The sequence below is a fragment of the Pseudocolwellia sp. G5-9 genome (genome assembly GCF_055808995.1).
In genome coordinates, this window is sequence record NZ_CM147893.1 from 654,585 (window position 1) to 680,057 (window position 25,473).

16 protein-coding genes are annotated in these 25,473 nt (G+C 36.6%); 13 read left to right on the forward strand and 3 right to left on the reverse strand.

Going from position 1 to position 25,473, the window contains the following annotated elements:
• Window positions 1–190: 190 nt before the first annotated feature.
• From AC0L5Q_RS02820 to AC0L5Q_RS02870, 11 genes are all read left to right on the forward strand, one after another.
• Window positions 191–4,216, forward strand: coding sequence for an ExeM/NucH family extracellular endonuclease (locus tag AC0L5Q_RS02820; protein ID WP_473614201.1), 4,026 nt, complete (start codon window positions 191–193; stop codon window positions 4,214–4,216).
• A gap of 77 nt (window positions 4,217–4,293) precedes the next feature.
• Window positions 4,294–4,887: a hypothetical protein gene (locus tag AC0L5Q_RS02825; protein ID WP_473614202.1), complete on the forward strand. Its 594-nt coding sequence runs from the start codon at window positions 4,294–4,296 to the stop codon at window positions 4,885–4,887.
• A 700-nt stretch (window positions 4,888–5,587) separates the two neighbouring features.
• Window positions 5,588–7,513 (forward strand): S8 family serine peptidase, encoded by a 1,926-nt coding sequence (locus AC0L5Q_RS02830; RefSeq protein WP_473614203.1) that lies wholly within the window; start codon window positions 5,588–5,590, stop codon window positions 7,511–7,513.
• A gap of 253 nt (window positions 7,514–7,766) precedes the next feature.
• Window positions 7,767–10,166, forward strand: coding sequence for a S8 family serine peptidase (locus AC0L5Q_RS02835; protein ID WP_473614204.1), 2,400 nt, complete (start codon window positions 7,767–7,769; stop codon window positions 10,164–10,166).
• Between the two features lie 390 nt (window positions 10,167–10,556).
• The gene (locus AC0L5Q_RS02840) at window positions 10,557–12,146 is read left to right on the forward strand and encodes a GMC family oxidoreductase N-terminal domain-containing protein (RefSeq protein WP_473614205.1); all 1,590 of its coding nucleotides are present in this window, start codon (window positions 10,557–10,559) and stop codon (window positions 12,144–12,146) included.
• Window positions 12,147–12,481: 335 nt separating this feature from the next.
• Complete coding sequence (locus AC0L5Q_RS02845; protein ID WP_473614206.1) at window positions 12,482–13,126, forward strand: ANTAR domain-containing response regulator; 645 nt, start codon at window positions 12,482–12,484, stop codon at window positions 13,124–13,126.
• Between the two features lie 352 nt (window positions 13,127–13,478).
• A complete protein-coding gene (locus AC0L5Q_RS02850; RefSeq protein WP_473614207.1) occupies window positions 13,479–14,879 on the forward strand; it encodes a CmpA/NrtA family ABC transporter substrate-binding protein in 1,401 nt (466 codons plus the stop codon).
• Between the two features lie 91 nt (window positions 14,880–14,970).
• Entirely contained in the window at window positions 14,971–15,969 is a 999-nt protein-coding gene (locus tag AC0L5Q_RS02855; RefSeq protein WP_473614208.1) for an ABC transporter permease, read from the forward strand.
• 70 nt (window positions 15,970–16,039) lie between these two features.
• Window positions 16,040–16,876 (forward strand): ABC transporter ATP-binding protein, encoded by an 837-nt coding sequence (locus AC0L5Q_RS02860; RefSeq protein WP_473614209.1) that lies wholly within the window; start codon window positions 16,040–16,042, stop codon window positions 16,874–16,876.
• 75 nt (window positions 16,877–16,951) lie between these two features.
• The gene (locus AC0L5Q_RS02865) at window positions 16,952–18,109 is read left to right on the forward strand and encodes an alginate export family protein (RefSeq protein ID WP_473614210.1); all 1,158 of its coding nucleotides are present in this window, start codon (window positions 16,952–16,954) and stop codon (window positions 18,107–18,109) included.
• Between the two features lie 158 nt (window positions 18,110–18,267).
• On the forward strand, window positions 18,268–18,552 hold the full coding sequence (locus AC0L5Q_RS02870; protein WP_473614211.1) for a putative quinol monooxygenase: 285 nt from the start codon (window positions 18,268–18,270) through the stop codon (window positions 18,550–18,552).
• A 529-nt stretch (window positions 18,553–19,081) separates the two neighbouring features.
• Here the strand turns inward: AC0L5Q_RS02870 and AC0L5Q_RS02875 are convergent.
• Entirely contained in the window at window positions 19,082–19,309 is a 228-nt protein-coding gene (locus AC0L5Q_RS02875) for a glutaredoxin family protein (RefSeq protein ID WP_473614212.1), read from the reverse strand.
• Between the two features lie 537 nt (window positions 19,310–19,846).
• Here AC0L5Q_RS02875 and AC0L5Q_RS02880 point away from each other — a divergent pair.
• Window positions 19,847–22,294, forward strand: a complete 2,448-nt coding sequence (locus AC0L5Q_RS02880; RefSeq protein WP_473614213.1) for an ATP-binding protein — start codon at window positions 19,847–19,849, stop codon at window positions 22,292–22,294.
• A 193-nt stretch (window positions 22,295–22,487) separates the two neighbouring features.
• Here AC0L5Q_RS02880 and htpX read toward each other — a convergent pair whose 3' ends face one another.
• Together htpX and asnS are read right to left on the reverse strand one after the other, a co-directional pair.
• On the reverse strand, window positions 22,488–23,363 hold the full coding sequence (gene htpX / locus AC0L5Q_RS02885; RefSeq protein ID WP_473614214.1) for a protease HtpX: 876 nt from the start codon (window positions 23,361–23,363) through the stop codon (window positions 22,488–22,490).
• A gap of 188 nt (window positions 23,364–23,551) precedes the next feature.
• Window positions 23,552–24,952 (reverse strand): asparagine--tRNA ligase, encoded by a 1,401-nt coding sequence (gene asnS / locus AC0L5Q_RS02890; protein WP_473614215.1) that lies wholly within the window; start codon window positions 24,950–24,952, stop codon window positions 23,552–23,554.
• 145 nt (window positions 24,953–25,097) lie between these two features.
• Here asnS and AC0L5Q_RS02895 point away from each other — a divergent pair, with 145 nt between their 5' ends.
• Window positions 25,098–25,463 (forward strand): hypothetical protein, encoded by a 366-nt coding sequence (locus AC0L5Q_RS02895; protein WP_473614216.1) that lies wholly within the window; start codon window positions 25,098–25,100, stop codon window positions 25,461–25,463.
• The last annotated feature ends 10 nt before the right edge of the window (window positions 25,464–25,473 follow it).

Here is a 25,473-nt window from a genome sequence, read left to right on the forward strand (position 1 = left end):
AGTACGTGAAAATTATTCATGTGACATATATATTACACGGCGTTATAAAGTAGACTGATTAGTCAGGTTTTACATTATGTAATATATCAATAACACTAATGTAACAATTCAACGTCATTATTATATTCAATAAGGTGTTTGTATTAATGCCTATATTTTCTTTTAATTTAGTTATCATCTGGAGTGTTCAATGTTCAAGAAAAAGACGGTTAAAGTCGATTCATTAGTACCAAGATCAGCTCGATTTATGTATACCAAAAGCCAATTGGCTTTGTGTATATCCTCAGCTTTATTAATAAGTACATCTGCTTATGCAGAAGACTTATGGAGTGAAAACTTCAATGATTCTGAACTGAATAATAAAGGCGCAGTTAATTCAACAATTGATATGGCAAACGTAGATCGTTGGTCTATTGATGTCAGCAATGCTTCGTTAACGGCTTCTTCAGATTGGTTTAAAGTCACAAATGCTGTAATGGAAGCCAGAGATGTTGATGGTGTTGTGGAATGGATCTCTGAATCTATAGATATTTCAAATAAATCAGACATTAAATTATCTCTTTTAGCTGCAGAACAGGGCACTCATGAAGCAGATGATTTTTTTGATTTATTCTATTCAGTTGATGGTGGTGCATTTGTTCAAGTGCCAAATTGGCAAGGTTTAGGTAGTACTGAACACACTTTAATTGATGATTTTACATCAACAATAATTGAAGCAGACATTGCTGAAGGTTCAACTTTAGTGATTAAAGTTGCTATGCAAAACGGTGCAGGTTCTGAATATTTAAGACTTGATGACGTGCTTGTTACTGCTGGAGGTACTTCAGGTGATAATGGAGGTGACACTGGAGAAGGTGGAGAAACACCTGAAACAGATACCATTACAGAGGCATGTTTTAATTGTCCTGACTTAACTAAAATCGCCAATGCTGCTAACTTTAATGACAACGACTACTACGCACAAGTATTTGATGCCGTAAATTCTGCTCAAAGCCAATCAATAATTAAAGAAAGCATTAGCAATACTATTTCTGAAAATCATAAGCAATTAACTTACTCTGAAGTTTGGACTGCTTTAACACAAACCGATGAAGACCCTTTAAATAACAACAATGTTATTTTATTTTACCGAGGCCTTTCATTAGCCAAGTCTTCAAATGGTAGCGGTACTCAATCTAGCAATCAGGATAACTGGAACCGTGAACATGTTTGGGCTAAAAGTCATGGTTTTCCTAGCAGCAGTGCAAGTGCTTATACCGATATACATCATTTACGTCCTACTGATATTTCGGTTAACTCATCTCGCGGTAATTTAGATTTTGACTACAGTGATAGCCCATTAGCTGAATCTCCTGCGAATAGAGTCGATAGCGATTCGTTTGAACCACGTGATGCAGTAAAAGGTGATGTTGCCCGTATTATTTTTTATATGGATACACGTTATGAGGGCAATGATTCATCAACACCTGATTTAGAAGTTGTAAACCGTTTAACAAGCACCAGTGAAGCAAAACTAGGTAAGTTATGTGCACTGTTAAGCTGGAATGAAAACGATCCTGTAGATGAGTTTGAACAAAAACGTAATAACAGAATTTATGAATTTCAAGGAAACCGTAACCCATTTATTGATCACCCAGAGTGGATTTCACTAATTTATACACAAAGCTGCACGGGCCAACAACAAACAGAACCAACGCCAACAGATCCGGAAGTTACTGAACCTACTGATCCAGAACCAACAGACTCAACGACAGCACCAGGCGGAGCAGACTTGTTTATTTCTGAATATGTAGAAGGGAGTAGTTTTAATAAAGCAGTTGAAATATATAACCCAACATTAGCTACTATCGATTTAACAGGTTATGAATTTAAGCTTTATTCAAACGGTAGCTTAACACCCACAAGTACCTTAAGTTTATCAGGTCAATTATTATCGAATAACGTTTTGGTGTTAGGTAATAGCCAAGCCACGGGTGATATTGTTAGTAAAATTGATGTGTTTACTAGTGCTGCTAATTTTAATGGTGATGATTACATCGAATTAACCAAGGGTGATACGATCATTGACTCTGTAGGTTTTTACGGCGTTAAACAAAGTTGGGGTACTAATAAAACTCTGATAAGAAAAGTTTCAATTACCCAAGGCGATTCAAACAGAAATGATGCATTTGATGTTACAACTGAATGGGATGAAGAACCGAGTAATACCTTTAGTTTTTTAGGTGCTCATAATGCAACCGCGAGTGCACCAACAGATCCAGATACACCAACAGAGCCTACATTACCTATTGGTGCATGTAACGATACGGCTGATTACATTAATACTATTCAAGGTTTTGGCCCTGAATCTTTAGTGATAGGTGAAACAAAAACAATCGAAGGTGTTGTTACATCAACAGTAGCGTCTCTTAACGGTTACTTTGTACAAGAAGAACTAGCCGATCAAGACGCTTCTGTTGAAACCTCTGAAGGGATTTTTGTTTTGGACGAAAATTTATCAACTACGGTTGGTATGCCAACTATTGGTCATAAAGTAAGAGTACAAGGCGTTGTTGGAGAGTCATTTGCTAGAACTCAATTAACAGCTTCTACCACCTATGTTGATTGTGGTGTAGGAGAGGTTATTGCTCCACAAGATATCAGTTTACCTGTTGATAATTTATCTGATTGGGAAAACGTTGAAGGTATGCTTATTAATGTAACGCATAACCTACAAGTCACTGATTCTTTTAGTTTAACTCGGTTTGGTGAGTTATCTTTATCTAATGGTCGTTTACTTAAAGCAACCAATGTTTATGCGCCAAATAGTCCTCAAGCTATTGCATTAACAGAACAAAATAGCCGAAATACTATTTTGTTAGACGATAAAAACAATCAACAAAACCCTGAACTTGTACCATTTCCAGCCCCTAATCTAAGTTATATAAATACGGTTCGTTTAGGCGATTCAGTGAGTAACTTAACGGGTGTTATTGATTTTAGTTTTGGTAATTATCGAGTGTTACCGACTAACGAACCACAGTTTATATCAACAAACAGTCGTACTAACGAGCCACAATTTTCTAATGAAGGTTCGTTAAAAATTGCTAGCTTTAACGTATTAAATTACTTTAATGGAGATGGTTTAGGCGGTGGTTTTCCAACTGCACGAGGCGCACATACCGCTGAAGAGTTTTCTCGCCAAAGTGACAAAATCGTTTCTGCACTGGTTGCAATAAACGCTGATATTGTTGGCCTAATGGAAATTGAAAACGATGGTTACAACACGACTAGTGCTATTAGTGATTTAGTGAATAAACTAAACGTACAAATGGGTGCTGATACATATCGCTTTGTTAATCCTAATACCTCAACTTTAGGTTCAGATGCGATAACTGTGGGTTTAATTTATAAGCCAGCAAGTGTTGCGCTAGAAGGTAATGCAGTAACAACTACTCAAGTACCATTCGATTTTGGTAATCGCCAACCTTTAGTACAAACTTTTAAAGAAATAGCCACTAATGAAGGTATTACAATAGCGGTTAATCATTTTAAATCTAAAGGTAGCTGTGGAAGTGCATCAGGTAACAACGCCGATATAAATGACGGACAAGGTTGTTGGAATGGTTTACGTACACAAGCCGCTAATACTTTAACAGCATGGTTAGCCACATTACCTACTGGCACAACAGATACTGATGTATTAATTATGGGTGACTTGAACGCCTACGCTAAAGAAGATCCTATTACGGCAATTGAAACTAATGGTTATCAAAATTTAGTTGAAAAATCATTAGGTCATAACGCTTATTCTTATAGCTTTGGTGGTGAATTAGGTTATTTAGATCATGCACTTGCATCAACGTCATTAACGAGTCAAGTAGTTGAAACTACGGTTTGGCATATTAATGCTGATGAACCCGTATCTTTTGACTACAACACCGAGTTTAAATCAGCTAATCAATTAAACACTTATTATGGAAGCGACGCTTATAGAGCATCAGACCATGATCCCGTTGTTATTTCACTTAACTTAATATCTAGCTCAAGTTTATTAGGTGATTTTGATAAAGATGGAGATGTTGACCGCAACGACCTTACCGCATTTACGCTTTTAGTAAGGGGTAGCGAAACACTTGATATTAAAAATGACTTTAATAAAGACGGTGTTGTAAATACAGGCGACGTAAGAGCATTAATGTCACTTTGTACACGCAGTCGTTGTGCCGCTGAATAATAACAACCAACACATACGTCTCTTCCTTTATATAGGAAGAGACGTCAAACAAATTAAAATAAGTTTAGGAAAATAAAATGAAAAAATTAATCGCATTATGTGCATCACTGTTTATAACATTAAGCTCGCAAGCTACATTACTAACAATAGAGTTAGATAACACAAATTACCAAATGGGTGATGTTTTGCAGGCTAATATTGTAATCTCTGATATTGAACAAGACTTAGGCTTTACAAAATTATTAGCAACATTCGATTTTGACTTATTATTTGATAATTCATTACTTGCATACCAAACAACAACCTTTGGTAGTTTATTAGACGTAGACCCATTGTTCCCAAGTGATCAAATAGCAACAGATTCAGGACTTGGTTCGTTAAAACTCTCTGAATTGAGTTTAGCTTTTAGCAGCGATTTATTTGCAGCACAAGATGGTTTAGCAAGCTTCGTATTAGCCACAGTAAATTTTGATGTAAAAGCTAACGGAATGAATGTATTTAACTTAAGTAATATTGCATTAAGTGATGACTTGGGTGGTTCATTTAAGTCAGTATCATTTACACCAACAGAAGTTTTAATTGGTGATGTAACGTCAGTACCTGAAATGCCATCTTTAGCAATTTTTGCTTTGGGGTTGTTTGCACTTATTGCACGTATACGTAAAGCTTAAACGTTAGAGCTGATTGACTTCAGTATGTATATACCCGTATGCATATGTCAGAGTACTTGAGCGATATCAATTCAAAGTAACGCTTTGTAATAAGGGGCACTCTCTTATAAAAAGCATTATTGATGAAGTGATTTTGCTCAAACGTTTCTCTGAGGGGGCTAAAAACAATTTATGCTTCGTTATTAACTTTAGTTATGTTCTTACATGGATATAAGTAATAGCTTTTGTTTGGAACGTAAAATTTGCACCTAAATTGTTTTTAGTTCCCGCTGAAACCTGCATCTTAGATGGTAATAGCATTAAGAATGTATGGCTAATCTTCATAAAATCACTATAACGGCTTAAAAGAACAAACTCATATTACATATTACTTAAAAGATTCATTTAAAACCGACTTAACTTCTCTTGCTTATTTCTGCACTAAATACAAATCAATCAAAAAACATATCAATATATCCTCGTATTACTCTTGTTCGACTTGATTTAAAACCTATCAAGCATACCGAAAAATATTAATTCATAAAAAATAAAAATAATACGTCTCATATCCTGATTAAGGACGTATTGACCTATCCGAGCATATTAATATCTGTTTTAGGCCGTTTTAAATATGGAGATTAATTTATCTGATAGACGATAAAAAATGAATGCAACTAATGAATACAACTGAAAAAAACATTAATATTAAGGATAAAGAAACATGAAGATTAAACCCTCAATTATCTTACTTACCACATTGGTAGGTTTTAATTCGTATTACACTAATGCACTCGCCAATGATGTTAACGCTGAAGCCACGTCATCGGTAACAAACAGTACTGAAACTATCACCGCTAAATCCGACCTGATTATCGTCAAGTTCCGTGATGCCAGCTATATCAAAGTGTTAACGGCTTATCACAGGTCACAAACTCGTGGAGATTACATATCAGATGAGCAATATTCTCAAGCTCGAACTCTATTACAAACCCTGAGTAATACTTATGGTGCCGAGCTCAGTATTGCGCGTATTGCGCGCTTAGGGGCTGTGGTGCTTAAGCTTAATGAACAGGTAGAGCTGAACGCATTAAACCAGCGCTTAGACAGTACTCTTAACACTCTCAGCATCATTAATTATGCCGAAGCAGACCCGTATTTATCAGTTAAAGCATTGCAATCTGTTCAGGATCCTATCAGTGATCTTGCTGATGAATATAATTTAAATATGGTAAATGATAAATCACCATATCGTATCTTAACTTCTACTGAAACGACCCCTTATTGGACAACGGTTGAGCCGGGCCAAGAGGGAGTAGCTCAGCCACAAGTGGCATCTTGGGGATATCAACGAGTTCAGGCCGATCAATTGTCTGATGCGGCGGCGGATAACCTGACGGTATGTATTATTGATTCCGGTTACGATACCTCACATGAAGACTTACCCCATGACCGAGTAACAGGCACAGATTCAGAAATACTAGGGGCTTGGAACAATGATGAACAGGGGCATGGTACTCATATTGCTGGGATCATTGCCGCGTTGGATAACCAATATGGCACCAAAGGCGTGTTGCCCAATGGTAAAGTAAATTTACTTATAAAACGTGTGTTAGATAAAAATAAAGTTTTTGTAGCACCTTCCGACTACGCAGTGATGAGTTTACTCGCTGATAACGCCTACGATTGCGCTGAAGAAGGCGCAAATATTATCTCAATATCTATGGGAGGCCCATCAAGTACTTATACCCAATACGGTGAGGAGGTTTTTCAAGCGGTATACGACAATAATGTGCTTGTGGTCGCAGCCAACGGTAATGAAGGGCATGTAGCACCAACCGAGCAAAAAATCTATCCCGCATCCTTTTCTTCAATTATCGCTACAGGTTCAATCAATATCAATGATGAAATTAGCAGTTTTTCGAATCAATTAGCTGAAACTGAATTGGTCGCTCCTGGTGGTGGTATTTATTCCACCATGCCAGAGGGACTCGAATATAACAAATATTATAGATCGGAAATACGTATTAATGGTGAGGCTTATTTGAGAAGCTATGTGGGAAGATTCTTAAATAGTTTTGAGAATATTAATATAACCACAAAACTTACTTTTTGTGAAAGAGACTATTGCCTACCTAGTTATGAGGATGTCAAAGACAGTATCTGTATTTCCGTTGAGGCCAGCGGCTATTGTAGTCTTATGTACGATGCTGATGGTAAAATCATCTACGATGCTGATGGTAAAATTATCTTGCTGAATCCAGCACATACAGAGACATTAAGAGATTTTGAGTCTTTAGATATTTCTAATATAGCTAATGGTTCGTCTACTCTTTCTATGGAATACTTAGATAAACTCAAAGCATTAGTGGGACAAACTGTTACCTTTGAAAAAGAATTTAAAAAAAATGATGGTTATAGTTATGCAGACGGCACCTCAATGGCGACGCCCTATGTGGCAGGTGCAGCCGCGCTTGCATGGAGTAATAACCTAGAATGTACGGCCGCCGAAGTACGTACTGCCCTTAGTGAATCCGCAAAAGACTTAGGCACCAATGGCTGGGATCCCGTTTATGGGCATGGTCTGGTGCAAGCAAAAGACGCGTCCGATTATATGCGCACTCATTGTGCTGCTTATATAACTCCTTAAATTGTTATCTAGTTATCTTTTAATGCCCTAATAAAATATGTTGTAGCGAATAATGTTGTTGAACCTATGAGGGGGCTTCATATTGTTCGTTCATATTTAATAACAGGGATTAATTTAAATATGGTCTTTACGTCAGCGGGATAGAGTGTATAGGCCGTTTTAAATATGGAGATTAATTTATCTGATAGACGATAAAAAATGAATGCAACTAATGAATACAACTGTAAAACATTAATATTAAGGATAAAGAAACATGAAGATTAAACCCTCAATTATCTTACTTACCACATTGGTAGGTTTTAATTCGTATTACACTAATGCACTCGCCAATGATGTTAACGCTGAAGCCACGTCATCGGTAACAAACAGTACTGAAACTATCACCGCTAAATCCGACCTGATTATCGTCAAGTTCCGTGATGCCAGCTATATCAAAGTGTTAACGGCTTATCACAGGTCACAAACTCGTGGAGATTACATATCAGATGAGCAATATTCTCAAGCTCGAACTCTATTACAAACCCTGAGTAATACTTATGGTGCCGAGCTCAGTATTGCCCGTATTGCGCGCTTAGGGGCTGTGGTGCTTAAGCTTAATGAACAGGTAGAGCTGAACGCATTAAACCAGCGCTTAGACAGTACTCTTAACACTCTCAGCATCATTAATTATGCCGAGGCAGACCCGTATTTATCAGTTAATGCATTGCAATCGCTAGAGGATGGGTTTAATAATGCTGTTACCTCAGAAAGGATAGAGCGGGTAAATAGCAGTTCTTCGAGTCAAGTCTTCACTCCAACCAATAGTCCCTATTGGGCTGAGGTCGAACCGGTTCAAGAAGATTTAGCATTACCACAAGTGGCATCTTGGGGATATCAACGAGTTCAGGCCGATCAATTGTCTGATGCGGCGGCGGATAACCTGACGGTATGTATTATTGATTCCGGTTACGATACCTCACATGAAGACTTACCCCATGACCGAGTAACAGGGACAGATACAGAAGTTCTGGGGGCTTGGAACAATGATGAACAGGGGCATGGTACTCATATTGCTGGGATCATTGCCGCGTTGGATAACCAATATGGCACCAAAGGCGTGTTGCCCAATGGCAAAGTAAATTTACATATAAAACGTGTGTTAGATAAGAATAACAATTTTTTAGCTCCTTCCGGCTACTCAGCGATGAGTTTTCTCGCTGATAACGCCTACGATTGCGCTGAAGAAGGCGCAAATATCATCTCAATATCTATAAAAGGCCCATCAAATACTTATACCCAATACGGTGAGGAGGTTTTTCAAGCGGTATACGACAAAAATGTGCTTGTGGTCGCAGCCAACGGCAATCAAGGGCATGTAGCACCAACCGAGGAAAAAATCTATCCCGCATCCTTTTCTTCAATTATCGCTACAGGTTCAATCAATATCAATGATGAAATTAGCAGTTTTTCGAATCAATTAGCTGAAACTGAATTGGTTGCCCCTGGTGGTGGTATTTATTCCACCATGCCGATTGGGAAGGAATACTTTAAAAACTATGCTGCGGAGTTACGCATTAACGGTGAATTGTATCCTTATAGCATTACGAGTGGGTATTTGTTGGCACCTATTACAGCCAAGCTTTCTTATTGTGATAAGGAAAATCCTTGTCTTCCTGAACAGGTAAAAGACACGATATGTATTGCTCTTGTTAATTGGTATCATTGCAACGGCATTGGGTTAGATTCATTGTATACACTAATGTTGTCTGATTTTGAATCTGATACGTATACCAGTGGAACATCCAATTATCTGTCTACCCTTTCTGTCAGTTATCTAGATCAACTAAAAACGTTAGTGGGACAGACAGTCACGTTAGAAATAGAAACGAAAGGAACCGATGGTTATAGCTATGCAAATGGTACCTCCATGGCAACACCTTATGTGGCAGGGGCCGCTGCATTAGCGTGGAGTAATAACCTAAAATGTACTGCCGCCGAAGTGCGTGCAGCCCTGAGCGCATCAGCAAAAGACTTAGGTGTTGAGGGTTGGGACCCTGTTTATGGTCATGGTCTGGTACAAGCCAAAGACGCGTCTGATTACATGGCCGAGCACTGCGCGGCCTATAATACAGTTAATACAGTTATCACTTATCCAGCAGGGGATACTTATGTACGTGATGGATCTTATGGGGATACTAACTTTGGATTAGCAGAAAACTTAACCGTTAAATCCATTTATGATTCAACGGAATTTAAACGCAAAACCTTTGTTAAATTTGATAACTCCGCTTACGACGATCTCGTTATTCAAAATGCCACGTTAAGGTTCTATGTTTCAAGCGTCAATACCGATCCAACTCGAACGATTCATTTTTACGATACCACCGCAACATGGGATGAAATGTCTTTAACTTGGAACAATGCTCCGAGCACTAATGAGCTGGTTGGAACAGTGGAAGTATTGAATACAACAGGGCCCGATTACGAAGAAGATACAAGTGGTACTTGGTATGAACTGGATATCACAGACTACCTAAAAGAGCATAAAGACGAACCAGCTGTCGCATTTATACTACAAAATGAAAGTACATCGTCTTTAGGTAAAAGCAATTTTGACATAGCATCAAAAGAAAGTGCATATCCAATGGAGATTATTGTAAATAGAGCGAATTAAATTATTATTAATCAATAAGGATATTTATTAATTAATTTGGTAATTCAAAGCGTAGCGGTGCAGTCGATACTGACGGAATCAGTGTCGAAGGCGCGGAAAAAACATGTACAACAAGTGACTTAGACTATGGTTGGTCTGTTTTTGAACTAGACTTTAAAGAGCTGTAGTGAACAACTAATTTATTAGATCCTCCTATTTTACATTTAAGACTCTTGAGTTTGTAAACTAGGTGTTTGTTGTTCGAGTTATTTTTAATAATCAAAATAAAACGGAGTCGTCAGGCTCCGTTTTTCTTAACCATTCGTAGATTTTTTACACCTAGTTGCTTGAGTTATTTAGCATGCGCTTGCGAGTCTATAGGGCAATTAGAATGACAAATAGAGGTATTGTATGACAAAACTTAATCGTAGAAATTTTTTAAAAGGTGGGATTTGCTTAGGTGCCGTAGCAGGGGTATCTAGTGTTGTGGATGCGAGTCAAAGGCGCCCAAGATTTAAAAAACATAAACATACTAATAAAACAGCGGTTGTGATTGGCTCAGGGTTTGGTGGTTCTGTTGCTGCATTGCGCTTGTGTGAAGCGGGTATTCCTACTATTTTACTCGAACGAGGTAAAGACTGGACCTATTTTGGTGAAGATACCTTCCCAACAATAGCCGACAGTGCCGATGATGGGCGTACTACCTGGTTAGGAACACTAGACGCTTTTACCTTGCAAAAGAAAGTACCACTTTATACGGGTTTAATGGAGCGTATTTATGGCAACAATATAGGGGTGGTATGTGCAGCTGGACTAGGAGGAGGTTCGCTGGTTTACGGAGGGGTGTTATTACAACCAACACAAAGTGCTTTTGAACAGGTATTCCCTTACTTAGACTATAACCAAATGAATGAGGTTTATTACCCCAAAGTATTAGCTAAAATAAGTGGGGGAAGTATCCCAGATGATATTTTAAATACAAACAATTATCGAGCGATGAGCGCATTCAAACAAGACGCTGAGGCCGCGGGGCTGGATGTGTCGGCTACTGAGGTGGGGTTCGACTGGAATATTATTCGCAAAGAGATAAAAGGGAAGCGTAATGCTGCTGCTTCAGTTGGCGAATACATATATGGCTGTAACAGCAATGCCAAAAATACCCTCGATAAAAATTACCTGAAAGCCGCGATGCAAACAGGAAAACTGCAAATTTTAACATTACATAATGTTGTACAAATTAATCAAGCAGATGATGGTCAATATCATATACAGTGCGAGGTACTCACTACAGGCGGTGACGTTATTAAATTGCATGATATCAAAAGCCAATATTTATTTTTAGCAGCGGGCTCCATGAACACAACTAAGTTGTTATTAAATGCCAAACAAAGTGGTGATTTACCTGAACTAAATGAATATATTGGACAATATTGGGGAAATAATGGCGACGAGTTAACTATGACTGTTGCTGGTAGTAGCGATATAGGTTCGCTGCAAGGTGGACCAGCAGCTATGGCGGCACATGATAATAGCAATCCGATAAAACCAGTAACCTTTATGCACTCTCCAACTACGGGCTTTGGAGAGGTACAATTTCAGTTAGGTATGTCGGCCCCCGATAAGTTAGGTTCACTAAGTTATAATGCCAGCGAAGATCAGATATTTGTCAATTGGCCAACTGATGCCCTAACGCAATCTCACAGCGCTTATACTCATTCGTTACAAAATATTGCGGCGCAAAGTAATGCTGTAGTAGTACAAAACCCATCGCTCGCGTATACGTCGTGGCACGCTTGTGGTGGCGCTGTAATGGGTAAAGCCTGTAGTTACTTTGGAGAGGTAGATGGTTATCAAAACCTTTATGTAGTTGATAGCGCTCTATTACCTGGCTCGGCGGGTATGTCGAACCCCGCGCTTACCGTTGCAGCCAATGCTGAACGCATTATGGAAAAAATACTTCCTCGGTTGGTAGCAGAATGCCGTGGCAGACATAACCCCTAATCCTTCGATAAAATTGAACAAATGCCTGTTCCAAAAGTTTTGCTTTCGATAATAAAGAGAGCGTTCTAAAGGTACAGGCATGAGTAATAAAACAAAGCGATATTATTATGGTATAGCGCAAAACTCTCAAAGCGCTTTATCATTGAAACAATTAACGACCAATTAAAGCGTCCACATTAGCGCATCACTGCATCATTTAAGCACATTCAGTGTCACAATCTATCTATCTTTTTATATAAGCTATTGATAATAAATATTATTTAAGTTTTTTAAGTATTGGTCCAATACTTGGATGATCCTATTTATATATTATTTTTATAGCTATCGAGAAAGATATGAATTCTATAAAAAAGTTATCACAACAGAGTGATACTAAACAGAAATACAACATCTTATTAATTGAACATGAATTGTGTAAACGAAACAACCTAGTGAAAGTATTAGCAGGTACTCATTATGAAATTTGTTGTGTATTAAATAGCAGTAGTCTACTCAGTGACGGCCCTGATAACGTGTCGTTAATCAAAGAAGTTGAAAAACATAATCCTGACATTCTTGTAATTGATGTCGAATTCCCTAAAAAACGTATGCTTGAAAGTTTAAATTATATTTCTAAATATTCACCTAAACCTATTGTTATGTTTTCGGAGCAAGAGGGCACAGATCTCATTAATTTACTCATTAAATCTGGCGTTACTGCTTATGTAGCAGGAGAAACAGACTTTAGACGTATTAAGTCGATCCTTGATACTGCGATTGTTCGATTTGTTGAACATGAAACCTTAAAACAAGAACTTGCTTTAGCTAAAAATAAGTTATCGAGCCAACGTACTGTTGAACAGGCCAAGTTATTGTTGATGCAAAACAAAGACTATTCTGAGCGTGAGGCGTATCACAGCATGAGAAAAATGGCGATGGACAATGGCCAAAAGGTTGAAGACGTCGCTAAGAACATTTTGTCGTTGGCCGCTATTTTATAGCCATTGGTCGTGCACCAAATGTATAAAAATACGACCAAGATAGGTGCGAATCTATTTGAATAAATACTCTAACAACTTGCCTGGCTGTCGTAAGTTATTGTAAATCAATAAAAAGTAAGTTTTGGCGTAATACTTGTATTGATAAATATCAAAAAGTAACTGTTTAATATTGCAATAACGTAATATTAAACGCTAGGCGCTACTGTACAGATAAACTCTAAGAGTAGCGCTTAAACACATTAAACTAATGTTACTGCAACGGCGTAGTTATTTATTAGTTTGGCATTGTAGCCCATAGCGACTGAAATTTATTTTCACTGTCGTTATGGGCTTTTTTTATTTGGAGAAAAGTATGTTTGCTAAACCCTTAAAAAACTTTAATAAAACCATTTGTAGCGCAATTGTTGCGAGTACCTGTTTATTAACAAGTGTTATTACCACCTTGTCTGTTCAAGCTGCAGAATTAGGTTTTCCTGAAAAAGAAGAACTTAAATTTGGTTTTATTAAATTAACCGATATGGCACCAATTGCTATAGCTTATGAAAAAGGCTATTTCGAAGATGAAGGTTTATACGTAACGATTGAAGCACAAGCAAACTGGAAAGTTTTGTTAGACGGTGTAATTGATGGACGTTTAGACGGCGCACATATGTTAGCAGGGCAACCTATAGCCGCAACCATAGGTTACGGTACTAAAGCCGAGATTGTTACGCCATTTTCAATGGACTTAAATGGTAATGCGATCACAGTATCAAATGCTATTTGGGAACAAATGAAGCCACACATTCCTAAAATGGCAGATGGGCGTCCGGTGCATCCAATCAAAGCTGATGCATTAAAACCGGTTGTTCAAAGCTACATAGACAAAGGTAAGCCCTTTAAAATGGGTATGGTTTTCCCTGTTTCTACCCATAACTACGAACTACGTTATTGGTTAGCGGCTGGTGGAATACATCCGGGTTTTTATGCTCCACACAAAGGTGATACTGCAGGGAATATTGATGCGAAAGTACTTCTTTCTGTAACTCCACCACCACAAATGCCAGCCACAATGGAAGCCGGTACTATTCACGGTTACTGTGTGGGCGAACCTTGGAACCAACAAGCGGTATTTAAAGGTATTGGTGTTCCCGTTGTTACCGATTACGAAATTTGGAAAGACAACCCAGAAAAAGTATTTGGTTTATCTAAATCTTTCACTGAAAAATATCCAATTACCACTTTACGTTTAACACGTGCATTGATCAGAGCAGCTAAGTGGCTAGATGATAATGACAACGCTAATCGTCCTGAAGCCGTTAAAATTTTATCGCAATCAAACTATGTTGGAGCAGACTACAACGTTATTGCAAATTCAATGACCGGAACTTTTGAATACGAGAAAGGTGATAAACGCGCTGTACCAGACTTTAACGTATTTTTCCGTCATAACGCGACTTACCCTTATTACTCAGACGCTATTTGGTATTTAACGCAAATGCGTCGTTGGGGGCAAATTAGCGAGCACAAGCCAGACAGCTGGTACAAAGATGTAGCGAAAAAAGTTTATCGTCCTGATATTTATATTGCTGCAGCTAAATCGTTAATTGCTGACAAGTTAATTAAAGCCAGTGAATTTCCTGACTTTGAAAGTGAAACAGGCTTCCGTAATCCTCAAACACACTTTATTGATAATTTAGTTTACGACGGCACACAACCTAACGCTTATATCAATCAATTTAAAATTGGTTTGAAAGCTGACGATAAACTTTAACACTCACCGTTAAGTTTTGTTTGAGTCGTACTTTTAATTTAATCATGTGTTGCGTAGGCCATGTAAGTGGTCTGCGCAAAGGGGAGAAAAAATGACAACCTTAATAAGTAAATTAGTAGCTGGAACATCGAGTTTCAGTCAGTTTAAAACAAATTTCAGGCTTTTTAACCATTATGCAAAGCCTGTATTGTTACCTGTGATTGGTATGCTGATTTTTATGTTTTTATGGACAATAGCTGCCAGCAGTATTAATACATCACTCGGTAAGTTTCCAGGTCCAGCTGAGGTTGGTACTCAAATGGTCAACCTTTATCAAGAACATGTAGCAGAGCGTGATAAAGCGGATGCATTTTATCAAAGACAAGATGAACGTAATGCGAAAAGGGTGGCAAAAGATCCTACTTACGAACCTAAAATACGTGCGTATACAGGTAAAGAAACCTTTTTAGACCAAATTATTACCAGCTTAATTACGGTAATGAGTGGTTTTATACTTGCCGCCGTTTTTGCTATACCACTGGGTATCGCTATTGGATTAAGTAAAAATTTAAACACAGCCATTAATCCTATTATTCAAATTTTTAAACCCGTTTCACCTTTAGCTTGGTTGCCTCTCGTAACCATGGCAGTGAGTGCCTTGTATGTATCAGATGACCCATACTTTGCAAAATCATTCGTTAACTCATTAATTACTGTAACGCTTTGTTGTATTTGGCCAATGGTTATTAATACCTCTGTGGGTGTGATCAGCATAAACCAAGACTGGGATAACGTAAGTAAAGTATTACGTTTACCTAAATTAAAGCATATTCAAAAAATTGTAATTCCTGCCGCTATTCCTTCAATTTTTACCGGTATGAGAATGTCGTTAGGTGTGGCATGGATGGTATTAATTGCCGCTGAAATGTTAGCTCAAAACCCAGGTTTAGGTAAGTTTGTATGGGACGAATTTCAAAACGGTAGTTCAGACTCGTTAAGCCGCATTATGACTGCTGTAGTGGTAATAGGTTTTATTGGATTTTTATTAGACCGCACTATGCAAAAAATTCAATATCACGTGTCTTGGAATAAAGACAGCGCAAAACTGTAGCCCATAATTTATCAGCTTATATCCATAATATTTATCCGATTGTATTTACACATTCGAGTTAGGAAAAAATATGACAACGTTATTAAACATTAGCAAAATCGATATGGTTTTCCCAACCCCTAAAGGGGACTTTACTGCGCTACAAAATGTAGATTTACAAATTAAAAAGGGTGAGTTTATTTCATTAATCGGCCACTCTGGTTGTGGCAAATCAACAGTGCTTAATGTAGTTGCTGGTTTATACCAAGCCACTAAAGGTGGTGTTTTACTTAATAACAAAGAAGTAAGAGAGCCAGGGCCAGAACGTGCTGTTGTTTTTCAAAACCATTCTTTACTACCTTGGTTAACTTGTTACCAAAATGTTGAACTTGCTGTTAAAGAAGTCTTTAGAAATAAAATGTCGGCCAGCGAGATGAAAGATTGGATCAATCATAATATTCATTTAGTGCATATGGACCACGCCGCACATAAGTTACCTGATGAAATATCAGGTGGTATGAAACAACGAATTGGTATTGCAAGGGCACTGGCTATGCAACCCGAAGTACTCCTAATGGATGAACCCTTTGGTGCATTAGACGCCTTAACGCGTGCACATATGCAAGACTCTTTAATGGAAATTCAAGATGAGCTAAACAACACCGTTATTATGATCACTCATGATGTTGATGAAGCCGTATTACTATCAGACCGTATTGTAATGATGACTAATGGTCCTGCGGCAACTGTGGGCGAAATTCTTGATGTAAACCTACCTAGACCACGAGATCGTTTAGCTTTGGCTAAAGATCCTAATTACAACAATTTACGTTCATCGGTCCTCACTTTCTTATATGAAAAACAACGTAAAGTGGAAACGATTACAACATCAAAAAAAGCTGAATCTAAAAACGAAGAAGTCGCTTAAAAATTGATACCAATCAACAACTTTTAGAATAATAACTTTAATATAAACCTAATTATTAAATATAGGACCTTAAACATGAAACTAAGTAAAATAGCTGTACTTATGACTGCAACTTTAGCGTCAACATCGTTAACTGCTTTTGCTGCGAATGACTCAAAAACAGTATTAGATTTTAATCTACGTTATGAGTCTGTTGATCAAGACAACGCACTTAAAGATGCCAATGCATTAACTTTACGTACACGCCTAACGCACACAACAGCAAGCTATAATGGTTTTACCGGTGTAGTAGAATTTGAAGACTCGCGTGTTATAGCGGGTGTAGATGATTACAATAATACTAACGGGCTAAATGCTGGCGTTTATTCTGTGGTAGCAGATCCTGAAACAACTGAATTAGACCAAGCATTTATTCAATACAAAAAAGATAAGTTTACCGCTAAAGTCGGTCGTCAGGTTATTACATTAGACGGTCATCGTTTTGTTGGTCATGTTGGCTGGAGACAAGACAGACAAACGTTTGATGCGGCAACATTTATGTATCAAGCTTCTGATAAATTATCAGGTAGTTATTCATACATCAGTAAAAGAAACCGCATTTTTGCACAAGCGAAAGATTTAGATTCAAAAGATCATTTATTAAATGTGGCATATAAAACATCTATCGGTAAATTAGTGGGTTATGCTTATCTATTAGAAGTTGATAACAACACTGATAACGGTTTAGATACATTTGGTGTTAGCTTTACAGGTAAAAAAGACAACTTTTCATATGCAGCAGAACTCGCAACGCAATCTGACGATGCTACAGATGCTGATACAACCTATATTATGTTAGAAGGTGGCTATAACTTCGGTAAAGTTACCGCTAAATTAGGTTTTGAATCTTTAGGTAGTGATAAAGGCGTTGGTTTTTCTACTCCTTTAGCAACAGCACATAAGTTTAACGGCTGGGCCGATCAGTTCTTAGGTACACCGGATGTTGGGTTAGAAGATGTTTACGTTACGCTAGCCGCTAAAATATTAGGCGGCGGTTTAACTGTCACTTACCATGACTTTTCTGCCGATGAAGGTAGTGCTGATTTAGGTTCTGAAATTGATGCAGTTTACGCAAAAGGTTTTGCTAAAAACTATAAAGCAGGCGTTAAATTAGCTTCTTACTCTGCAGGTGATGCAGGTACAGGTATGGTTGATACAGATAAAATTTGGTTATTTGTGAGTGCTACATTCTAATATCCATTGGGTATAACACCTTTAAGTAAAAAGTACTAAAAGGTTAAATTATATAAAACGCACTTCGGTGCGTTTTATTTTTTTACACTTATCATGAGAATTTAAAGGTTAAATAAGTTACATTAATATTATAAATCATTATGCTAAGTTGAAATTTTATGGCTATTGTACGTATAAATGAATTTAAAAGTGCAGAAGGGCAAGCGGAAGCATTACTTGAGTTTTTGACCTCTATCAAACCTTATATTACAAATTCAGAAGGTTGTATTTCTTGTGAAATATTAACGCAACAAGATGATAAATCGACTTTTGTTATTATCGAAAAGTGGGAGTCTATCGAAAGTCATGTAAAATCTATTGCTGATTTTCCTAAAGACGATATGGCGAAAGCCATACCATTGTTTGGCGCTGCGCCAATAGGTCGATATTTTATGGATGTGTAATTTATACTAGGGTCTGTGGATTTTTGCTGATTATTTTGCAGCAGTTTATTAGCCTTTTATACAAGGCAGAGCTTAGGTTTCGTGGTTATTCTACTTTAATAAGTAACAACGTAGTAGAAATGACTAATAAACGCTGTTATATAGATTTGTTTAAATGCTTCTTGCACATTATTCAAGGAAATATACAGAGAGCAGTTATGCTACAGTTTTTGCGCCGCGATCAACAAGCATTTATTTCGAACGAAATTTAAACATAAAAGGTCAGCAGATCCTAATTCAAAGGGAATTTTTATGATTAACAAACTCATTAGCATTTTACTTTTTGGTATATGGTTTAAATTATATAACATTTTTTTCTATTCTTATTTTGATATACCCGTTGAGTTTGTAATAGGCGCGGGAATGAACTGGTTCAAAGTTTATTGGCTGTTCTTTTTTATAGCTATCACTCTATTAGCCTATAAAGGAATGAGTTTTTTTTATAAAATCAATAGCCGTAGAATAGAGCAAACAGAAAACCAATAATGTACTAACTACCATAGGCTTGCTGGAATGTTTTTACAGAAAAACCATTTAAAAATTGATCACCAATTTTCAAAACCGGTACACCTCTATATCCTATTTTAGAAAACTCTTTTTTACCTGCTGGCGTTTTAACATTACATAAACGATACGTAACTTTGTTTTTGTCTAAATATTGTTTAGCTGTATTGCAATGAGGACAGTTGGTCATTGTATAAAGTACAACGCGTTTCATAATAAACCTAAAATACTTATCTTTAAATTAGCGATTATATATCTATATCATCTCAAAATCAGGATTAATGACTAGAGCGTGTTGACCTTTGCGGTATATTTTTGAAACAGCTAGTTTAGTTATTATGCAAAGCTTCGTTTTTGATATGTCGTTATTCTACTTAAGAAAACGATAACACAGAAGAAATACCAATTTAGCAAAAAATATTTCATTGCGTATAGATATATTGGTTAATAAAACATTCAAAATAAGATGATAAATCTATCATTTATCCCAAATAATGCTAAGTTAAACAATCTTTATTTCAATAATAAATAGGACATTATAGCTTTAAGTTGTTTTTTCTAGTCATTAATGTGGATGTTTTTAGGTTATATATAACTAGAAGTTAGACCTTTGAGTTTATTGGCTTTATTTTTAATACTCATTATTATTTAATAGTAAGTATAATGTTTGATTTATTAGTGGCTTGTACTACTCTTAGCCTAGTACCTTCCTTATATTTATATAAATTATTACACGCTCGGTGATTTAATTATGGCGCTACTAAGAAGCAATATTGGATTAAAATTATTACGTTATGTTTTTGGAGGATACTTTGCTATAGCTTTAATACTTACATCAGGTCAATTAATCTCTGAGTATAGCCATGTAAAAGGTACTATTTTTGAAGAGTTATCAAATTTAGGAGAAACAATTGAAGACAGTTTGTCACAATCCATTTGGAACTTTAATATTGAACAACTCGAGTCAACCATTGAAGGTATTAACAAAGTTGGAATGGTTTCTGGCATTAAAGTTGTTGCACCAGATAAAAGTGTATTGGCAAGTACCGGTAATATAGGTAAAGACCATCAAGCAGAGCAGTCAACCTTTGAAGGTGAATACGGCAAAGGTAGTATACAAAAAATTATTTATTCTAAAGATGATACTGAGCATTCTTTATTCGAATATAAATTCCCTATCTATTTTACCAACGACAATAATACACAAAAAGACCTAATAGGTTACTGCTATATATATGCTGCTCATGCTTCTATTATTGATCGTGTTCAGTATGGTTTTACCCTTATCATTATAAACTCAGTGATCAAAACATTTGCACTGTGGCTAATTTTTCTATTTTTTACTAAACGGATCATAGTGGATCCTATTAACGTCCTTACCAAAGTTACACAAGATTTAGATTTAGACAAAACTGATTCAAAGCATAACTTTGATGATTTAAAGAAGATTGTTTATTCAAAAGACAATAATGAACTTAATTTATTAGCGAGTAGCTTTTTAAAGATGTGTAATACCGTTATTGAAAAGGTCAAGGTTATAGAAAACCATACCATTGAACTTACACAGTCTAAAGAAAGTGCAGAAAATGCTAGTCAAATAAAGTCAGATTTTCTTGCTATGATGAGTCATGAATTAAGAACCCCCATGAACGGTGTTATTGGTTCTTTAGATTTATTAGCCACCACGAAACAAACTGAAGACTCTCAAGACTTAATAGACACGGCCAAAACATCTGCAGAAAATCTCGTTTTTATTCTTAATGATATTTTAGATATCAATAAAATTGAAGCAGGAAAATTAGAATTAGAAGAGCGTGTTTTCTCGATATCAGAAGTTATAGATAATGTGATTAAGGTATTTATTCCTGTTGCCAGTAAACGAAATATAACCTTAAACGTATATGAAGATCCCAATACACCTATTTTTGTTAAAGGTGACGCCATGAGAGTACGCCAAATACTTTTTAACCTTATTGGGAATGCACTAAAGTTCACTTCATCAACACAAAAAAAACAAGGTAACGTTAGTCTTAAAACCAGTGTTATGAAAAGTCATGAAACTATGAGTAGCATTAGTTTTAAAGTTATAGATAACGGTATTGGTATTAGTGACGAAAACCAACAAAAACTTTTTATGCCCTTTATTCAAGCTGAAAAATCAACAACAAGAAAATATGGCGGCACAGGTTTGGGTCTTGCTATTTGTGGCAAGCTTACTGAAATGATGGGAGGACGAATAAAGCTTACAAGTGAAGAGGGCAAAGGTTCTTGTTTTAATGTAGAAATACCTTTCTGGAAGTCACAAGAAACACGCGCGATGCATATTGAGTCACTTCCTAATATTAAAGTAACGTTATTAAGTTGTGATGAAGCTTCAGATGTTCAATTAGATACTTTTAGTAACTATTTAAGAACAGAAGGGGCAGAGGTGCTATCGTATCAACTTTCTGATTTTTCGGTCGACCAGCCTGATTACGGTGTTCTTTATATTTTATTTAATGATAACGATGACAACCGAGAATTAACCTTATCTATTTTAAAAGAAAATGCGAATAAGAGCCGTGTGATCATCGCTGTTGATAAAGCAATACTCGATGAAACAAGAAAGTTATTTAAAAATGCCCGTGTTTGTTGCTCTCAACCTATTACAAGAGTTCAGTTTATTGATGCGATTAAAAATGCGTGGCAAAAACGATTCGAAATTAATCTTGATGATTTAGATTTAAGTGAATTGAAAGCAGACGATGATAAGTTAGCCCTTGACGACTTAGACTTTGATCTAGAAGACGTTGGAGCTCAAGAAAAAAGTAAAGAACAACAACAAGCTGATATATTGTTAGTAGAAGATAATCCATTGAATCAAAAGCTTATTGTTAGACAGTTGAATCAGCTGGGTTATCATTGTGATGTTGCAGATGATGGGCTTCAAGGAAGGATCATGTGGGAAGAAGGAGAATACCAACTTATTTTAACTGACTGTCATATGCCTAATATAGATGGCTACGAAATGACACGACAAATACGTGAAAAAGAAAAAGCAGAACAAAAAAAACCTATTCCTATTATTGCCGTTACTGGCGCAGCAATGAGTGGTGATGCGGAATATTGTTATGAAACCGGTATGAATGATTTTGTAAGTAAGCCTATCCAATTAGCTGATTTTAGAGCCACATTGAAAAAATGGTACGTTCATAAATAATACTATGTTAATCAACTTGGTATAAAATAATTTATATAGATGAATTTTTTAGGTTCAAAAAAACGCCAATTAAGGCGTTTTGAATTATGTACTTATTATTTAGGGTCTGTTGAGCTTTGCTCATTGTTGCAAGGAATTTACATAGAGTAACTATGCTACACGCCTTGCGACGCGATCAACAAGCCCTAATAACTTATGTTCTATTGCGTAGCGCTTTAATACGATCATCAAGCGGTGGATGGCTGGCAAATAAACTAATAAATTTAGATTTGTTATTTATACCAAAGGCCATCATTGAACCTTCAAGCTGACTTTCTTGACTCTGTTTTAGTTTTTCTAATGCACCAATCATTGCAGATGTACCTGCAAGTTGAGCACCACCGATATCCGCTCTAAATTCACGTTTTCTTGAAAACCAAGCAACAACAATACTAGCTAGAACGCCTAAAACCATTTCTAAAATAAAGACAACGGCAAAATAAGCAATTCCGCCTAAACCACCACCTTGGTTGTTATTACTGCGCGTTGCATTATCGATAATACCGGCGATTAAACGCGCTAAAAATATAACAAAAGTGTTCATTACACCTTGCACTAACGTCAACGTAACCATATCACCATTAGCTACATGGCTAATTTCATGACCGATCACCGCTTCAGCTTCGGCTTGGCTCATGTTTTCTAATAAGCCTGTACTTACAGCCACTAAGGCGTTATTTTTATTTGCCCCCGTTGCAAAAGCATTCATATCAGGTGATTGATAAAGCGCCACTTCTGGCATACCAATACCGGCTCGATCTGAATATTTTTTAACGGTTTCTAATAACCATTTTTCAGTATTATTTTGCGGTTGTTCAATAACATAAGCACCAACCGAGCGCTTAGCCATCCACTTAGACATCAATAAAGATATAAATGCACCACCAAAACCAAAAACAAAGGCTAGCATTAATAAGCCGCCTAAACCTTGTCGATCAATACCAAAAACAGACATTAATATACTTAGCGTAACGCTAAGCACTAACATAATTGCTAGGTTAGTTAGTAAAAATAATACAATGCGTTGCATTTTTAAACTCCAAAACAAAATAACTAAAGACATAATATGTCGTTTTTGTAAAAAAACAAGATACAGCTAAAAATATAATTTTTTAAAATGCTAACGTATAAAATTTAGACATAAAAAAACGCCAATTAAGGCGTTTTTGTTTTTATATAACCTATCGATTAGATAATAAAATAACCGTTAGTTATCAATTAAAATGCTGCGTTATTCGGTGTTCTTGGGAATGGAATAACGTCACGTACGTTTTGCATACCTGTGGCATAAACCACTAAACGTTCAAAACCTAAACCGAAACCAGAATGAGGTACAGTTCCGTAACGACGTAAATCGCGGTACCAACCGTAATCAGCAACGTCTAAGTTCATTTCTGCAAGTCTTGCATCTAAAACGTCTAAACGTTCTTCACGTTGACTACCACCAATAATTTCACCAATGCCTGGTGCTAAAATATCCATTGCGGCAACGGTTTTACCATCGTCGTTCAAACGCATGTAAAAAGATTTAATATCTTTAGGGTAGTTTTGTAAAACAACTGGACCACCAACATGTTCTTCTGCTAAGTAACGTTCGTGCTCAGAGTTTAGATCAACACCCCAAGTAACTTGGTTCTCAAACTTCTTACCACATTCTTGTAAGATCTTAATCGCGTCAGTGTAATCCATACGAACAAATTCGCTGTTCACTACTGAATTTAAACGATCGATAACGGTTTTATCTACACGTTGTTGGAAGAATGCCATATCGTCTGCACGTTCTTCTAATACCGCTTTAAATACATAACGTAGCATTTCTTCTGCTAAGTCAGCCGCGTCTGATAAATCAGCAAAAGCGATTTCTGGTTCAATCATCCAAAACTCAGCTAAATGGCGAGTTGTGTTTGAGTTTTCAGCACGGAACGTAGGACCAAACGTATACACTTTAGATAAAGCACATGCGTAGGTTTCAACGTTTAATTGGCCTGAAACTGTTAAAAATGTTTCTTTACCGAAAAAGTCTTGTTTGTAGTCAACTTCACCTTTGTCGTTACGTGGTAAGTTTTCCATGTCTAATGTACTTACACGGAACATTTCACCAGCGCCTTCACAGTCACTACCGGTAATAAGTGGTGTGCTTATCCAGAAGTAACCTTTACTGTGTAAAAAGCGATGCACTGCTTGTGCTAATGTATTACGAACACGAGTTACTGCACCACCAATGTTAGTACGCGCACGTAAATGTGCTTGTTCACGTAAAAATTCTATACTATGACGTTTTGCTGCCATAGGGTAAGTATCAGGGTCTTCAACAAATCCGTATACTTCAATAGCTGTAGCTTGAATTTCAAATGCTTGGCCTTGGCCAGGAGATTCAACTAAAATACCCGTTACTTTAACGGCACAACCTGTAGTTAATTTTAAAACATCAGATTGATAATTTTCTATGTCACTAGAAACAATAGCTTGAATAGCATCAAAGCATGAACCGTCATGAATGGCTAAAAATGAAATACCTGCTTTTGAATCGCGGCGTGTGCGGATCCAACCATGTACTGAAACTGTTTCATTAACAGGTGATTTTCCTGCTAAAACATCAGTAATTGATATGAGTGACATTAATCGACCTCTTTGTCTGTCAAAATTGCTCTAAAGTTAAGGTGTGATATGTTACCGTGCAGAATATGATTAACAAGTAAAAATTGTTAATACCTGATATAAAATTCAATATATATAGGTTGAGATGAGCTAAATACGAGTAAATATGGAAAACAAGCAAGAAAACAGAAGAAAATCACCAGACAAATGGGTGTTTATTGTCAGGATTTTAACCCTGCTAAGCTGGTCACTATTTATTATCGCATTATGTGTGTCTTATTATGCCGCCCCAGAAAAAGATTACGGTTTATTACGCTATCATGAAATTGAAGTAAGAACCTATTGGCTGGTTGAATTAACAGGCTATTTATACAAAGTGCTTTGGTTAAGCGCTTTGGTGAGTTTTTTAAGTTTGATTGTTCACAAGTTTAGATCAAGAAGACAATCAGACAGTAAAAATTTCAATTTGTTATTATTGATGGCGGTTTCAATTGCTTGGGCTATATACATATTAATAAATTTAAACCAATAACAAATGCTAT

Bases quoted from the DNA above. Each gene is read 5' to 3' on its own strand.
- AC0L5Q_RS02820 (WP_473614201.1), top strand. From the start codon at position 191: ATGTTCAAGAAAAAGACGGTTAAAGTCGATTCATTAGTACCAAGATCA.
- AC0L5Q_RS02825 (WP_473614202.1), top strand. From the start codon at position 4,294: ATGAAAAAATTAATCGCATTATGTGCATCACTGTTTATAACATTAAGC.
- AC0L5Q_RS02830 (WP_473614203.1), top strand. From the start codon at position 5,588: ATGAAGATTAAACCCTCAATTATCTTACTTACCACATTGGTAGGTTTT.
- AC0L5Q_RS02835 (WP_473614204.1), top strand. From the start codon at position 7,767: ATGAAGATTAAACCCTCAATTATCTTACTTACCACATTGGTAGGTTTT.
- AC0L5Q_RS02840 (WP_473614205.1), top strand. From the start codon at position 10,557: ATGACAAAACTTAATCGTAGAAATTTTTTAAAAGGTGGGATTTGCTTA.
- AC0L5Q_RS02845 (WP_473614206.1), top strand. From the start codon at position 12,482: ATGAATTCTATAAAAAAGTTATCACAACAGAGTGATACTAAACAGAAA.
- AC0L5Q_RS02850 (WP_473614207.1), top strand. From the start codon at position 13,479: ATGTTTGCTAAACCCTTAAAAAACTTTAATAAAACCATTTGTAGCGCA.
- AC0L5Q_RS02855 (WP_473614208.1), top strand. From the start codon at position 14,971: ATGACAACCTTAATAAGTAAATTAGTAGCTGGAACATCGAGTTTCAGT.
- AC0L5Q_RS02860 (WP_473614209.1), top strand. From the start codon at position 16,040: ATGACAACGTTATTAAACATTAGCAAAATCGATATGGTTTTCCCAACC.
- AC0L5Q_RS02865 (WP_473614210.1), top strand. From the start codon at position 16,952: ATGAAACTAAGTAAAATAGCTGTACTTATGACTGCAACTTTAGCGTCA.
- AC0L5Q_RS02870 (WP_473614211.1), top strand. From the start codon at position 18,268: ATGGCTATTGTACGTATAAATGAATTTAAAAGTGCAGAAGGGCAAGCG.
- AC0L5Q_RS02875 (WP_473614212.1), bottom strand. From the start codon at position 19,309: ATGAAACGCGTTGTACTTTATACAATGACCAACTGTCCTCATTGCAAT.
- AC0L5Q_RS02880 (WP_473614213.1), top strand. From the start codon at position 19,847: ATGGCGCTACTAAGAAGCAATATTGGATTAAAATTATTACGTTATGTT.
- htpX (WP_473614214.1), bottom strand. From the start codon at position 23,363: ATGCAACGCATTGTATTATTTTTACTAACTAACCTAGCAATTATGTTA.
- asnS (WP_473614215.1), bottom strand. From the start codon at position 24,952: ATGTCACTCATATCAATTACTGATGTTTTAGCAGGAAAATCACCTGTT.
- AC0L5Q_RS02895 (WP_473614216.1), top strand. From the start codon at position 25,098: ATGGAAAACAAGCAAGAAAACAGAAGAAAATCACCAGACAAATGGGTG.